8 protein-coding genes and 1 pseudogene are annotated in these 15377 nt (G+C 62.0%); 2 read left to right on the top strand and 7 right to left on the bottom strand.

Going from position 1 to position 15377, the window contains the following annotated elements; translation table 11 throughout:
* The first annotated feature begins 141 nt into the window (after positions 1–141).
* Entirely contained in the window at positions 142–930 is a 789-nt protein-coding gene (locus tag QY76_RS03620; RefSeq protein ID WP_045425997.1) for a CDP-diacylglycerol diphosphatase, read from the top strand.
* Here the strand turns inward: QY76_RS03620 and pdeH are convergent.
* Positions 912–1685, bottom strand: a complete 774-nt coding sequence (pdeH, locus tag QY76_RS03615; protein WP_045425994.1) for a cyclic-guanylate-specific phosphodiesterase — start codon at positions 1683–1685, stop codon at positions 912–914. The two genes, QY76_RS03620 and pdeH, sit on opposite strands and share 19 nt — an antisense overlap.
* Before the next feature lie 277 nt (positions 1686–1962).
* On the opposite strand from pdeH, the gene QY76_RS03610 reads away from it, so the two are divergent.
* Positions 1963–2892 (top strand): sugar kinase, encoded by a 930-nt coding sequence (locus QY76_RS03610; RefSeq protein WP_034164005.1) that lies wholly within the window; start codon positions 1963–1965, stop codon positions 2890–2892.
* Between the two features lie 73 nt (positions 2893–2965).
* Here the strand turns inward: QY76_RS03610 and QY76_RS03605 are convergent, their stop codons facing one another.
* The 6 genes and pseudogenes from QY76_RS03605 to bcsB form a co-directional block, all read right to left on the bottom strand.
* On the bottom strand, positions 2966–4498 hold the full coding sequence (locus QY76_RS03605; protein WP_034164007.1) for a pitrilysin family protein: 1533 nt from the start codon (positions 4496–4498) through the stop codon (positions 2966–2968).
* Between the two features lie 270 nt (positions 4499–4768).
* Positions 4769–6049 (bottom strand): dicarboxylate/amino acid:cation symporter, encoded by a 1281-nt coding sequence (locus tag QY76_RS03600; RefSeq protein ID WP_034164009.1) that lies wholly within the window; start codon positions 6047–6049, stop codon positions 4769–4771.
* Between the two features lie 201 nt (positions 6050–6250).
* Positions 6251–8290, bottom strand: a complete 2040-nt coding sequence (gene hmsP, locus QY76_RS03595) for a biofilm formation regulator HmsP (protein ID WP_081854094.1) — start codon at positions 8288–8290, stop codon at positions 6251–6253.
* A gap of 247 nt (positions 8291–8537) precedes the next feature.
* Positions 8538–11964: pseudogene (bcsC, locus tag QY76_RS03590) on the bottom strand (cellulose synthase complex outer membrane protein BcsC).
* Positions 11946–13067 (bottom strand): cellulose synthase complex periplasmic endoglucanase BcsZ, encoded by a 1122-nt coding sequence (bcsZ, locus tag QY76_RS03585; RefSeq protein WP_034164012.1) that lies wholly within the window; start codon positions 13065–13067, stop codon positions 11946–11948. The pseudogene bcsC and the gene bcsZ overlap by 19 nt, the downstream one beginning before the upstream one ends.
* Before the next feature lie 4 nt (positions 13068–13071).
* Positions 13072–15357, bottom strand: coding sequence for a cellulose biosynthesis cyclic di-GMP-binding regulatory protein BcsB (bcsB, locus tag QY76_RS03580; protein ID WP_045425988.1), 2286 nt, complete (start codon positions 15355–15357; stop codon positions 13072–13074).
* Positions 15358–15377 lie beyond the last annotated feature (20 nt).

The raw sequence follows: 15377 nt of genomic DNA, 5'->3' as shown, positions 1-15377 counted from the left end.
AAAATGCGCCGTCATCAATCTGATACAGCGGATAAATAGAATATTTATCCGTATCATAAATTAAGACGCCGACGTCCGGCGCCAAGCGGCCCTCGTAGGACGAGCGTCCATAATTTTACACCGCTGTAAACAGGTAACATCATGCAGATCCGTCACCGCTACACCTATGGCCTTGCGGCAACGCTGCTGCTGCTGGGCGCCGCCGTCGCGCTGCTGCTGTATCATCCGCAGAGCGATGCGCTGTGGCGCATTGTCAGCCAGCAGTGCCTCCCCCACCAGCAGACGACCGGCGATCCCGCCCTCTGTGCCTATCTGGACCGCCGCCAGGGCTACGCCCTGTTCAAGGATCGCCGGGGGGCGCTGCAGTACCTGCTGCTGCCCACCGTCCGCAGCAGCGGCATCGACGACCCGCAGCTGCTCAACCCGGCGACGCCCAACTATATGGCGCTGGCGTGGTACAGCCGCCCGCTGTTAAGCCAGCGCTACGGCCAACCGATAGCCGATAGCCGCCTCTCTCTGACCATCAACTCGCGGGCGGGACGTACCCAGGATCAGCTGCATATCCATATCTCCTGCACCCGTCAGGCGGTCGTCTCCCAGCTGTGGAAAATCTATCCCACGCTCGGAACGCAGTGGCAGGCGGTCAGCAATGGGATCAATGGTCACCCCTATTGGGCAAGGCGATTGAGCAATGAAACGCTGGCGCGGGAGAGCCCTTTTATTCTGCTCTCCCGCTTAAGCGGGGCGCGCGATAATATGGCGGCCTATGGGCTGGCGCTGCTGCCGGCGCCGGACGGTCAGCTGATCCTGCTGGCGACCCGCCGGTCGCTGTGGCGCGGCAGTCTGGCCTCGATCGAGGAGATTCAGGACCACCGCTGCCCGCAGCTGTACCCCTCGGCACCGCACACCGATTACCCGGCGAAGCGCTGAGGCAACAGGGGAAGACGTTCAAACTGGAGCGGTCGTGATAGGTAGTAGCCCTGGGCCGCACAGGCATCTGAGCGTTGCACCAGCTGCCAGGCCTGAGCCGTCTCCACCCCTTCCACAATCACCCCGCGTGAATACTGGCGCATCATCGCCACCAGCGCCATAAATAGCTCGGTTCCCTCCTGGGTCTGACACAGCAGGGCAAACACGGCGCGATCCAGCTTGACGAACTCATAGCGAACATCGATGAGCGAAGAGAAGTTTGCCAGGCCGCTGCCAAAGTCATCCAGCCACAGGCGATGCAGATCCGGCAGCCCCTGGATCGGCGCGCTGCCATGTACGTGCTCCAGCACCTCAAAACGCAAAAACGGCAGTTCGCCGATCAGCGTCGCCGCCTCCGCCTTCTTCTGTAGCGCATGCAGCGCCTGACCATCTACATTGATAGAGACAAACAGATCGCGCTGCCCGAAAAAGGCGCGCCAGCGGTGTATCAGGCGCAGCTGCTCCAGCAGCACCTGTAAACGCAGCGACAGCGGAATATTGGCGAAGTAGTGCTCCGGCGAAAGCCGCCGCGTCAGCTGATCCGGGTGAACCACCTGGGTGAGCAGCTCAATGGCCAGCGGGCGGCCGCAGGTAGAGTAGATCGGCTGAAAAGTGTATTCCCGTTCACAGGCCTGCCAGTAGGCACTGCCCAAGGCATCGCTGTGCAGCAACGGCACGGCTCCCGGGCCACCGGATACGATATTGCCAATGTTCATGCATTTCCCATCCGTTGATCTCTGAATAACGGCAGCCTCTGTGCCCCTGCGACGGGGAGCCCCGCGGTGGGGCATATCCTCCCGTACTGCTGTGTTTATCGGCATGTATGACAAAAGCTTTAACCCCGGGCGCAGCAGGCCCCTGGCCCCCGTTCTGCGGGAGGTTTTTAGATCCAAATCATATAAAAACAGAACGTTGTTTTATTTTTATTGACGAGGGTATTTCCCATCGACACACTAGAGGCCATTTTCTCTGGTTACCACGGGCTGATTTCCCATGACGAGCGCGAAAATTGCCATTATTGGCGAATGCATGATTGAACTGTCACAGAAAGGCGCGGATCTGACGCGCGGATTCGGCGGCGATACCCTGAATACCGCCGTCTATCTGGCCCGTCAGGTGCCGGCCGATCGCCTGTCCGTGCACTATGTCACCGCGCTGGGCTGCGACAGCTTCAGCGGTGAAATGATCGATGCCTGGCAGCAGGAGGGTCTACAGACGGGCCTGGTTCAGCGCATGAGCGATAAGCTGCCGGGGCTGTATGTGATCGAAACCGACGCGCACGGCGAGAGGACGTTCTACTACTGGCGTAATGATGCCGCCGCCCGCTACTGGCTGCAGAGCGTCGAGGCCGATGCCATCTGCGATCGCCTGGCGCAGTTTGACTACCTGTATCTCAGCGGCATCAGCCTGGCCATTCTGGATGACGTCAGCCGCGAGCGCCTGATGCTGCTGCTGCAGCGCTGCCGGAACAGCGGCGGCAAGGTTATCTTTGATAATAACTATCGCCCGCGCCTGTGGCAGGGGATCGAGCAGGCCCGCAGTGCCTATCGCGCGATGCTCGCCTGCACCGACATCGCGTTTCTGACGCTGGACGATGAGGATTTACTGTGGGGCCAGCAGCCGCTGGATGCCGTACTGGAGCGCACTCACGCCCTGGGGGTCAGCGAGGTCGTCATCAAGCGCGGCGCCGACGCCTGCCTGGTCTCCATCGGCGACCGGCGCGATGAGATCCCGGCGGTCAGACTGGCCAAAGAGCAGGTCATTGACACCACCGCGGCCGGAGACTCTTTCAGCGCGGGCTATCTGTCCGTCCGCCTGCTGGGCGGCGATGTACAGACGGCTGCGGCCCGGGGGCACCTGACGGCCAGTACGGTGATCCAGCACCGCGGTGCCATCATTCCCCGCGACGTCATGCCCGCCTAACCCCCCTCGGTAGGCCACACAGAACAACGCCGGCGTAAGCCGGCGTTGTTCTGTCGCACCTAGCGCAGCGTACCTACTGCGCCAGCGGCTGGGGCGGCGTGGTCTCGTGGGCCGGGTTTTCTGCGGCGGCCGGCTGGGACGGCGGCTCTACCGCCTCCGCGGCGACGGCGTCTTCACCACCGAGCCCCATCACCCGGTTATACTCCTCCAGCAGCCGGCCGACGTTCTCCTCTGCCTCGCCGCGCGGCTGACGCAGCACCACCGCGGGCTCCCGCGACAGCATGATATGCAGCTCTTGATTAATATCGTCCAACGACAGGCCGCTCAGGAACGTCTGACGCAGCTTCTGATAGGCCTCCGGGGCGATGTCCACCACGCCGCTTTGCTGTGAGCGCAGGCGCTGACTCATCAGGATATCGGTATTGGTCCGCGCATAGGTGGCGAACAGGTGGCTCAGCTGCTCGCTCTTCTGCCCCAGCAGGGTGTCAAACTCCGGCTGGGTAATCCCATCGTCACGCAGCGCGGACATCTCATCGGCGATAAACGCCAGCGTTTTGCTCAACGATGCCTGGGCCGTCTCTAAATGGATTGCGCACTGCGAGCGCTGATACTGCACCTGGCAGTTAAAGCTCAGGCTCACGCTGCCCTTCAGCGCGCTGTTGGCCAGCACCTGCTGTAGATGCCAGAACAGCGCCTCGCGCGCCAAGTCGCTACGCCAATAGCGCAGCAGCATCTGAGAGTCACGGATCGGCTGCCACGGCGTATCCCAGACCAGCGACAGAATATCCTGTTTGGCGCCATCGGCGATCAGGCTCACCGGTGCCGCGGCCAGCGCCGGCAGCGCCGGCACGGTGGCAGGCGTCTCCCGCTTGCCGCTCAGAGGGCCGAAGGTCTGATTAATCTGTTCGCTCAGCGCCCGGGCATCCACGTTGCCGACCACATACAGCGTCATCGCATCGGGGGTATACCACTGATGATAAAAAGAGTTCAGCTGCGCCGGCGCCAGCGGAACCGCCGCCGTCCGCCCCGGCTCATGACCTAGCAGGTTGGACCCCTTCAGGCGGTAGCGCCACCAGGGATCGCCGGCCTCGCCGGGCAGCGCCATCACGCGGCTGTCGGTGCCTTTCAGCGCCTCACCGACCGTCTCGACATTCACCTGCAGATCACCGGCGGTATTGGCCAGCCAGCGCAGGGCATCCTTCATCAGATCGGGGCGGTTATTGGGCAGGCTCAGGTTATAGCTGGTGTAATCGTACGAGGTGATCGCCGCCGGCATCGGGCGGACGGGATCGATTGCCTGCTGCCAAAACGACTGCAGGGCGGTCGCGTCAAGCCCCTTGCCCTGCGCCAGAGCCAGGCGCGGCAGCAGGTGGGCATACCCCATCTGCTGAGGAGACTCCGACAGCGAGCCGGTGTTGACGATCATACGTAGCTCAATACGATCGGATGGACGCTGCGGCGTCGCCAGTATCTGCCAGGAAAAACCGTTTGGCAGCTTGCCCTCCTGCCAGGCAGGATCGGGCTGTAGCGTTTCAGAATGCACGCTGGTACCGACCATGGCCAGCGCCAGCCCACCAACCATCAGACGCAATTTGGTGTATTGCATGTGAACCCCTACTCAAATCGGACAAAAGCATAGCCCACGCATATAGGCGTTGTTCCGTTAGACCACGGAAAACGGCCAAAGTCGCCCACGCTTAAAAAAAATTCCGCGTAACGCTGCGCGGCGGGAAATAGATGGGCTCATTATAAAGGCGCCCCCGGCAGCATCAAGCCGCAGGGGGCGAACATTCACCCCCGGTAACAAAAAGCCGGGGGCAGGGGCGGAATGGGGAGAAACGCGGCGGCGCACACCCGTCGCCGCGCGGGAGAGGCGCTACGCGACGGGATCCCTCAGCGCACTGTCACGGCCGCCGAGTACGGCCCGCATCTGTTTTTCATCCAGTTGACGGCAGCGCTTGGCGACAACGATCGTCGCCACGCCGTTACCAATCAGGTTAGTCAGGGCCCGGGCCTCCGACATGAAGCGATCGATGCCCAGGATCAGCGCCAGCCCGGCCACCGGCAGATGCCCTACCGCCGACAGGGTTGCGGCCAAGACGATGAAGCCGCTGCCGGTCACGCCGGCGGCGCCCTTCGAAGAGAGTAGCAGAACCACCAGCAGCGTCACCTGGTGCCAGATATCCATGTGGGCGTTGGTTGCCTGGGCGATAAATACCGCCGCCATGGTCAGATAGATAGAGGTTCCGTCCAGGTTAAAGGAGTAGCCGGTGGGGATCACCAGCCCCACCACCGACTTCTGGCAGCCAACCTTCTCCATCTTGTCCAGCATCCGCGGTAGCGCCGACTCCGAGGAGGAGGTGCCCAGTACGATCAGCAGCTCTTCCTTAATGTAAGCGATAAAGCGGAAGATGCTGAACCCCGTCGCCTTGGCGATGCTGCCCAGCACCAGCACCACAAACAGGATGCAGGTGATATAGAAGCACAGGATCAGCTGCCCCAGCTGTACCAGCGTCCCCACTCCATACTTACCGATGGTGAACGCCATGGCGCCGAAGGCACCGATGGGCGCCAGTTTCATAATCATGTTAATCACGCCAAAAATCACTTTGGCAAAGCTATCGATCACGTTGAAGATCAGCTGCCCCTTTTCACCCAGATGGTGCAGCGCAAAGCCAAACATCACCGCAAACAGCAGCACCTGCAGGATGTTGCCGCTGGCAAAGGCGCCGATAACGCTGCTGGGGATCACGTCGAGCAGGAAAGCCACAATGCCCTGCTGCGCCGCCTGATCGGCATAGACCGCGACCGCCTTGGCGTCCAGCGCGTTCGGGTCGACGTTCATGCCCGCGCCCGGCTGCAGTACGTTCACCACCACCAGGCCGATGATCAGCGCGATGGTACTGACTACCTCAAAATAGAGCAGTGCAATGGCGCCGGTGCGCCCCACCGCTTTCATGCTCTCCATACCGGCGATGCCGGTCACTACGGTACAAAAGATCACCGGCGCGATGATCATCTTAATCAGTTTGACAAAGCCATCGCCCAGCGGCTTCATCTGGGCACCCAGCTCGGGATAGAAATGGCCGAGCAAAATACCAATAGTGATGGCCACCAACACCTGTAGATAGAGGCTCGTGAAGATGCTTTTTTTCATGATTTGTATTCCTGGTCGGGTACGAACGCGCTGCTTCTGCATCCCGAATGGCGGGTATTGCATACGGCTAAAAATAACATTGAGTTAACAATATGGAAACGCAGTATTTCAATTATAAAAGTTATTTAATCAATTCTATGAGCTGAAACGCATAAGACCCTGCAAGAGTTATCCTTATTTCTAGCAGGGATATCACCGACGCTAAACGGAGGGGGCCGCCGCCGCGGCCACGGGGTACTTCGCCAGGAAATCACGCAGGGACAGCGCCGGCGAGAAGAAATATCCCTGGGCATAGTGAATGCCGTTGGCCAGCAGCCAATCGCACTGCCCCTGAGTCTCCACCCCTTCCGCGACCACGTCCAGGGAGAGCACCTCGGCAATCGAACCGACAATGCGCACCAGCGCACCGTCCAACGGGATCTGATCGATAAAGCTTTTATCAATTTTCAGAATATCGACGGGCAAATGACGCAGGTAGTTCAGCCCGGCATACCCCATGCCGAAATCATCCAGCGCCACGCGCACACCTTGGTTACGCAGGCGATCCAGCGTATTGGCCGCCCTGTGGATATCGCTGATATAGGCGGTTTCGGTAATCTCCAGATGCAGACGCTGCGCTGAAATCGCGTACTGCTGCAGCAGGGTCTCCAGGCGTTGACCAAAGCGGACGTCGGCCAGCTGCCGCGCAGAGACATTCAGCGACAGCGGTATCGTCAGCCCCCGTCGCTGCCAGTCAACTAAGATCCGCGCCGCCTCTTCCAGCACCCACTCGCCCAGCGCCACGATACCGCCCTGCTCCTCGGCCAGCGGAATAAACTGAGATGGCTCGCTGCAGCCGCCGTCCTGACGATGCCAGCGGATCAGCGCCTCCGCCCCCGCTAGCCGCTGGCTGCGCAGATCGATCTGCGGCTGCAGGTACAACTCAAAATCGCCCTGACGCAGTGCGTTCAGAATTTCATTCTCCTGGGTGAGGCGCGCCTTAACACGCTCCGCCAGCTGTGGCTCAAAAAACAGCACCCGATTCTTCCCGTCCGTCAGCGCCATATTCAGCGCCGAGCGAGCCTGCGTCAGCAGCCGCTCCGTCTGGCTAAGCCCACCCACCTCCTCTGTCGCCTCCAGCGACGGCCGGCGCATCGCGATCCCGATCGCCGCCGTTGGCCGCAGCGCCAGATTGTCCAGAGTCACCGGCTGCGTTAGCAGGCTCATCAGACGCTGCGCCTGTTGCATCGCGTCACTCGGGCGCGCCGCATCGCACGCCAGGATCCAAAAGCCGTCCTGACTCGCCTGCGCCAGCAGACTGGCCGGTGAGATCCCCTCATGTAGGCGCTCCACCAGCGTCATCAGCAACATGTCGCGCTGCCCGCAGTCCAACACCCCCATCGCCTCCTGCAGGGTCGGGATGCTGACCATCATCACGCACTGTCCCTCACGCCCGGTCTGGCACTGCTGCTCCAGCAGCGACACAAACAGCGCCTGACCGGGAAGGTTAGTCTGGGGATAGCGCGTCGACAGCTGGCCCATGGTCTGGCGCGTCCTCTCCAGCGCCTGCTGATTACGGTTATAGGTACGCACCAAGAGCCCCAGCTCATCATCGCCGTGGTGAGGCGGCAGGGGGAGCTGATGGTAGTGCGGCGCCTCCAGCGGCATGCTGCGCAGCTCACGCGCCAGCGCCCGCAGCGGATGCACCAGCAGGCGGTTCATGCACCAGCTGACGGCCACCGTCAGGATCAGCGCCAGCAGCAGGTAGGTCGACACCATGGTCGCGAAGGTCGTGAGAATAAAACGGTACAGACGGAACGAGTCCACCTGCAGGATCAGATAGCCCAGCGGATGATCCGGCGTCGCACGGCCGCGATCCACGCCATACAGCGGAGTAGAGAGCTGCAGCGGCAGGTGGAAAAGCCGGCCCGCCCAGCGCGGCACGGGACGTGCCGCGGGAAAGTGACCGCGCAGCACCTGAACCTCATGATGGGGCAATACGATATCAGCTCGCGCCAGGATCCCGCTCGCCCGCAGGCCGTCCAGGATCTGCTGGGTCTTGGCGACATCCATGTTCAGCATCGCGTCGGCCAGCGGCAGGCGCACCGACTGGGCAATACTCTGCATCTGCTGGCCATAGTCATCCTTACGCTGTTGCACAAAGTGAAACAGCTGAATCACCGTGAAGATACAGACGGTCACCAGCGCCACCGAGGAGACCAGCGCCATCTGTTTTATGGTTAAGGAACGACTGACTCGCAAACTCTCTCTCCGCACACAAAATTTGCTGACGGCCCGCCGCCGCGTCGGCGGCGCCCACAGGCCTCAAACCGGCCGAGTATACTGGATTAGCCAATGTTATTAACTATACCAAAAGATCGTTTCGCGCCTTTCCCATTCCATCCCTGGGATAAGTGAGAACCATCATGCTCCATATCCACATAATATTACGTAAAAAAAACGCCGCGCAGCGGCCTATTCGTCCGCGCGCGGCGTATCTGCCTCCGCTCTAGAAATCGGCATAGGGCCGCAGAGGCTGCGGCGGCAGATCCATGTCGCCCTGCCACCCCTGCATTGAGTAGCGCACATAGATAAGCGCATGGCTGGGGGTATAGTCCTTCGCCTGCTGAATATCGACCCCGGCGCCGACGAACCAGTGGCTGCTCAGCCGCCGCTCCACGATCGCCCGCAGGGTATAGCCGAAGCCATTGCTGCCGCCGCCGTCGTCCGATGCGGCATAGTCAGGCACCGTCGTACTGTCGACCAGATTCTGCAGCGGGTAGCGCGCCTGCCGTGCCGTGTTGGCGTAGGACCAGGAGACCGATCCGCCCAGCTCCCACGACCAGTTCTCCGTGCGCTGGCGATAGTTGACGGGTATCCCGAACGACACATACTGCTGCGGACTGTAGTAGCCGCCCTGTCCCAGGGTATAACCGCTGAGATCCTTGTCGTAATGCCAGAGCATATTGCTGAGCCCAACGCTGACTCGACGGTTATCTTCATTGATCAGCTTGTAGTAGTAGCCCCCCATCCAGCGCATGCTGCTGTTGCTCTCGACGTTCTTGCCCTCCAGATAGTCGGCGCTCAGCGTGCCCCACAGGCCGTGCGGCCCGCCGCGATCGTAGCTGCCGCTCAGCGCGACGCCGTTGCGTCGGACGCCACCCCATCGACAGCAGGGAGCTGGAGACCGGGCGGCGGTGGGCTTCCAGCGTCCAGCCAATATGATCCCAGCTACCGCTGTAGGCGATACCGCCCGCCCAGTCCACCACCTTCATGCCGATGGGCGTTGTCCCGATATCCATCTGCCAGGCCCCATTATGCCAGCCAACGGCTAGGCTGGTTCCGGCGCCACGCTGCCCCTCGCCGGCCGGACATCCCGTAACATAGCAGCTGCCAAACTTATCCTGGTAGGCGCCGCCCGATAGGCGGCCTGCATCCATATTGACCAGATCGCCGCGGAGGAAAAGGCGGCCATCGTACAGCGGCATATCGGCCTGCAGCATCGTCGTATGGGCCTTGAGATTGGAATAGCCTCCGGTGCCGCTAGAGCCCCAGTAGTCGTGCTCAAGGGTAAAGCGGACCTCCTGCTGACGATAGAGATCGGCGCCGTCGGCGCGAACGCTGCGTTTTAACCAGTCATCCTGCGGCACAGTGCGCGTCAGGCGGGTAAACGCATCATTATCCTGCGGCGGCGTCTCACTGATACCCGTGGCGACCATGGCCGAACGCAGATCGTTCTGCGCCCGCGCGGTTTGGCGCGACTGTACCGCCAGACGCGCATCGTCACGCAGCACCAGCGCCCCCGCCATGCCCGGCGTTCGGCGCGCCGCCGGCAGGAGCGAGTCAAAGATGCGCCGGGCCTGCTGCGGATCCCCGCTGGCGGCCCAGGCATTGGCGAGCCGGCGCTGTACGTTAAGATCGTCCGCCGCCGCCTGCGGCGGCCGGCGCCGCAGCGCCTCCTCGGCCGCGCGGCGATCGCCCTGCGCCACCCGCGTTTCAATCACCCCTAAACGGGCATCGCTGTTCTGCGGATCGCGCGCCAGGACGCCCTGATATCCCGTCAGGGCATCCGTATAGTCATCCCGGGCCAGCGCCCAGTCGGCCAGCGTCAGATCAATCGCCGTGGTGGCGGGCTGGCGCTGTAAGTAAGCGATCGCTTGCTGCTCATGGCCGCCGTCGCGCAGACCGTTGGCGTAGTCGACTATATGCTGGGCCTGCAGGCGCAGATCCAGCGCGCGCATGCCGTCGCTCCACTGCGCCGCGGGGATCCGGCGCAGCACCGCCTGAGCCTGATCGGGCTGACCTCGGGAGGAGAGATACAGCGCGCGGGCGTACACTTGGTCGCCGCTGTGGGAGAAACGCTGGTCCATGCGCTGCATCAGCGCATCGGCCCGCTCAGGCTGTCCGGCGCTGACCAGCGTACCGGCAAGCCGGTAGTTCAGCCAGACATCGTCCGGCGTCAGACGCTGCGCCTCATTCAGCTTTTCCAGCGCGCTGCCCCAGGCCTGACGCCCCGCCAGGGCCGCCGCCTGCTGCTGCAGCGCATCGCTTTGCAGCTCGCTATACGCCGACTGCATGGCCCGGCGCTGCGCCGCCGGCAGCTGCTGCAGGTAGGCCAGCGCCTTCTCCGGCGACTGCCGCTGGTAAAGACTCACTAACTTTCTCAGCGCACTGCCATTCAGCGGATCGTGCCGTAGCGCCAGGCGATATGAGTGCTCCGCCAGCGCTAAATCCCCCTGCGCCGCGGCCACATCCCCCAGACCGATCGGCCCGTAGGCATTCTCGCCATCCAGCGCCTGAGCCTGACGATATCGCTGCTGCGCCAGGGCGTATTGATGCGCCGCCAACGCCTCATCCCCCTGTTTAATCAGCAGCCAGTAGCGATTCGTCTTCAGCAGGCTTTGCCATTTGCTCAGCTGATCGCTGTGTGGATCGGCCGCGATAGCGCGTTCAAACAGGGCGATCGCCCGCTGACGATCGCCCTGCTGTGAATAGGTCTGCGCCAGCGCGCCCAGCGTCTCCGCATCGTTGGGATGCTGACGCAGCGTTTGCTGCAGCAGCGGCTGGGCCTTGCTGTCATTTCCGGCGGCAGCCTGCGCCAGCCCCGTACTGCGCGCCCGATACAGCGGATCCGCCAGCTGGGCTTGCTGCGTCTGCAGTAGAGCCTGTGCGTCGGCTACGGCCTGCGGCGCATCGTGAAACACCTGAATATAACGCTGCAGGGCCGCCACGCTCTGCTCGCCCAGCGGCATACGCTGGATCTGCGCCATCCACAGAGAGGCGGCGCTATCGCGGGTGGCACCGTCTGCCGCCATCTGCGTCAGCAAGGCGTAGGCCTGCGCCTCTTTTCCGTCAGCAAACAGCAGACCAATCAATGTCGTTTGCAGCGCAGCGCTGTTGGGATAGCGCTGATTAACGGCCTGCAGCGCCGCTATCGCCCGCGCAGTCTGCCCCGGCAGACGGGCGACCGTACGCCAGTACTCCGGCGCAAACTCCAGCGGAGGCGACATGCCGTGCCACAGTTTGTCATAGGCTGCGACGGCCGCCGCATACTGGCCGCCGGACGCCAGCAGGCGCGCCTGCTGCAGCCCCTGATGTCCCTCCGGCATACTCAGCGCCACCTGCATCCGCGCCGTTTGGCACACGGCGGCATCCGGTGCCGGACGGCACGACGTCTCGACAAGCTGGCTGGCTGCAGCCATATCCCCCTGGCGCAGCAGCATGCGAATACGCGCCAGGATCACCTCGGGATCATCGGGCGCGATCATCATCAGACGGTTGAGCGACTGCGTTACCAGATCGTAACGCTGCGAAGACTCGCCTATACGCACCTGCTGCAGCAGCCAGTCAGTCGCATTTACCTCGCTGGCGCACAGTGGCGCGCTCAGCGCCAACGTCACCGGCAGGGCGGTCAGACTCAGTCGGAAACATCGCATACGGCACCCCAGTTTGGCACCAGTTCGCCCTGTAGATTAAAACGGTAACGCCGCTGATCCCATCCCAGGCCAAACAGCGTCAGGACTGAACTGTAGTAGTTATTGTTCCCCGGCAGGTTGTCTTTTACCCGCTGGCGCTGCGCCGCCAACAACGGGCTGTTGCTGGCGTCCAGAAACGGTAGCATGGCGGCAGAGAACCCGACGTTGCCTTCACCCTGGGGCTGAGCGCCCAGCACGCTGACCTTTTCAGGGATATATCCCAGACGCTCACTCAGCGCCACCATCGGCTGCCAGTGCTTCACCAGCGCGCGTTTGGCCGGAGCGCCGTCGGCCAGCATTCCCGCCCACAGATAGGCCCGGATAGCATCATAGCCGCTGATATAGGCCCGTCCCGGCGTCGGCAGCCAGCCCTTATTCCGCTGCCAGTTGGTCCAGTCCGGCACGATACCCTGCGGCGACGACGCCTCTAACATCCGCAATGCGCTGTACTGCAGGCGATTCCACGGCCCATGCAACGGCGCAAGCCGGGCCAGGATCTGCGGCGGCAGATAGCTTGGATTTACCGTCCACAGGGCGCCGGAGCGGAACCCCTGGCGCCCCGGCAGCAGCATCACGCCAACCCCTGGCAGGGAGACCACCTCCTCCCGGGCAATCCGCTCCAGCAGCTGAACGCCCAAATGCTGGTAGTCGGTATCCTGCCACAGACGTCCGGCCTCCAGCAGCACATAGGCCATCCACAGGTCGGCATCCGCGGCGGAGTTGTCATCCAATACGCGCCAGCGTCCGTCATCATGGAGCCCCCACTTCCAGGCCGGCAAACGCTGGCTCAGGCTGCCCCGCGCCAGGTTATTCTGCGTCCAGGCCAATAGCTTAGCGAACAAGGCGCGATCGTTATTGACCAGGGCAAAGAACAGCGCATAGCTTTGCCCCTCCGAGGTGGTTATCTGGCGGGGAGAGCTGGGATCGATAACCCGCCCGTCAGGGCTGATATAGCCCTGACGAAACTGTTCCCACTCATGCCATTTACAGGGCGCGCCAACGGCGGCGACGCTGACACACAGCAATGTGGCAGCCATCAGTGCACGGCAGACCGACTCCTTCATGCGCTTATCTCCTATCGTCGGGATCCAGACGGCGGCGGCGCAGCATACGCGGCACTCGCCACAGCACCAGGCTCACCAGAACAATCGCCAGCAGCGCCAAGGCCGCCAGAATGAACGGATGAGAGGAGAAGATATACCATAGGCGCTCCCACCAAGGCAGGTGGCCAACGTAGTAAATGTCGCCCACCCGCAAACTATTGACGCCGGAGGTGCGAATAATAGAGACCGAACCGTACATCGCCTCGGTTTTACCGCTGTCAATCAAGGCATTATTAAGCAACTCATAGCCCGGCTGATCGTCTGCCAGCAGCGCCACCACGCTACGCTGCGCATTGAATGGAGACTGAAAACCGACGATGGCGGCCAGCGGCGCCGTCGCGCTGAGGGTCGTTTTCGCGGCGGCGCGCGTCGCGCCGGGATCCGGAATCGTGTTGTCCGTCGTCGTATTCATCGGGCTCTCCAGCCAGCTCTGCGTCGCGCTCACCAGCGCCGCAACCCGATCCGCGTCGCGCAGCGTCGGTGGAATACGCCCGATCAGTAGAATATCGCGATCCTTATCCTGCGCCTGCGCAACGTCGTCACTCAGGGTCACCGCCAGCGCCGGATAGCCGGTCTGCGCGCCGATGTTCCCCAGCGCCGACAGCAGGGTACTCACCTGTACCGGCGAGGGTTTAGGCGCCACCACCACCAGGGTTTGCGACAGATCGGCCAGGCGGCTAAAGGGGAAACCAGCGTTGGCGAAGCTGCGCAGATCCGGCATCGCGATAAAGTGACGGAAACCGGAGAAATCAAGGGTCGAGGCGTCACCGATGGCCACGGTATTCGGCAACGGTTGATAAGAGACGCACTCGCCGTTGGAGGGCGTCAGATAGGGCACCACATAGTCAAAATCGAAGCGCAGATGGTTCTGAACCCCCAGCTTTATCGCGGGGATAGTGACGGCATCCATCTTATCAAACAAGCCCTGAATCAAAGGGATATGTAATAATGTACGCTCTTGATCTTCCGAGGGCAGTAGCGGGAAAGCCTGTAAAAATTGATTATTGATATTCACGGTCATACGCGAACCGTCATTAAACGGCGGCTGGGTATAGCGGTACTTCAGATTCATATCCACATAGGCGTTGTGGAGCAAAAACAGATCCGGCGGCAGATTCAAAGTTAAGGATATCGGCGCCGGACGCACCCCGCTTGACTGTAGCTGATCGCGATAGCTTTGCAGCTCGCCAAAGGTGACCGGCCGGTCGGTCGGCACCCAGTTGGGCGCGTCATACGGCTGCCGCTGAGCGAGCGTCTCGACCCGATCGACGCGGGCGCTATCGCCGCGCAGCAGGATATCGCCCTGGGCAATCCCCCGCACCGCCGTCATCAGGTCGCGATCGTCACGCCCCATAATCAACAGCATCTTGATATAAGGATTATCCGGCCGGGAAATCATCGCCACCGTCGGCCCATCAACCGCCGGGTAGTCAGCTAAAAAGTCTGGACGCTGCGCATTAGTCGCAAACACCACCCCATGCCGATCCGGCAGCTGATTATACAGCACCGGAAAACGCTGACCGCGCCACTGCGCCTGCGCACCGAACCAGGATGCCAGCACCGCCGCGGCCTGCTGCTGCGCCAGATCCGGCTCGGCGGCGAACACCACCGGTAGCGTCAGCGGCACCTTGCTGGCGCTGTCAAAGAAGGGCCGGGGGAATAGGGATAAGTCGTTTTGCAGTAACAGGGACTGGGTCGTCAGCGTCAGGCTACTGCCCTGCCCGATGGCCAGCCACAGGGTCGGATGCCACTCGTTGTCGCACTGGCGGTAAGACTGATAGCGACCGACGAACTCCAGGCGAATGCGGTTAAAATCGGTAATATAGTGGGCATCTAGCGGCACCTGGACCTGATTGGCATGCCCTAACTGACTTTTATCGACCGCCACGGCGCCGACCAGGTCATCGTTGAGGAATACCTTAACCTGAGATACCAGCGGCACCAGCGACGGCGACGGAGTAAACACCAGGTTAAGCATCGCATTGGTCACCAGCTGGTCGCGCGGCACCCCGAACTCCATATAGGCATTGGGATTATCGCCGCGCAGTACTGTCGGCCCGGAGGCTAACCGGGTCAAATCCAGCGTCTGCGTCGAGACCGGTGCAGCCGAAGAATGCGCCGTTACCAGTGCCGCTGCGCCATCCGCCGCCGGCGCGCTATCTGACGCCGCTGGAAACGGAGACTGTGCCTGCGCCATCGTGCTGGAGCCCAGCGCGATGGCAGCCCACAACAGGTGTATCATCTTCATCATGGGTATCTCCGTTGCTCCAT

The sequence above is a fragment of the Edwardsiella sp. EA181011 genome (genome assembly GCF_000800725.1).
Classification (GTDB): Bacteria; Pseudomonadota; Gammaproteobacteria; order Enterobacterales; family Enterobacteriaceae; genus Edwardsiella; species Edwardsiella anguillarum.
This window is presented reverse-complemented; position numbering and strand designations above follow the sequence as displayed.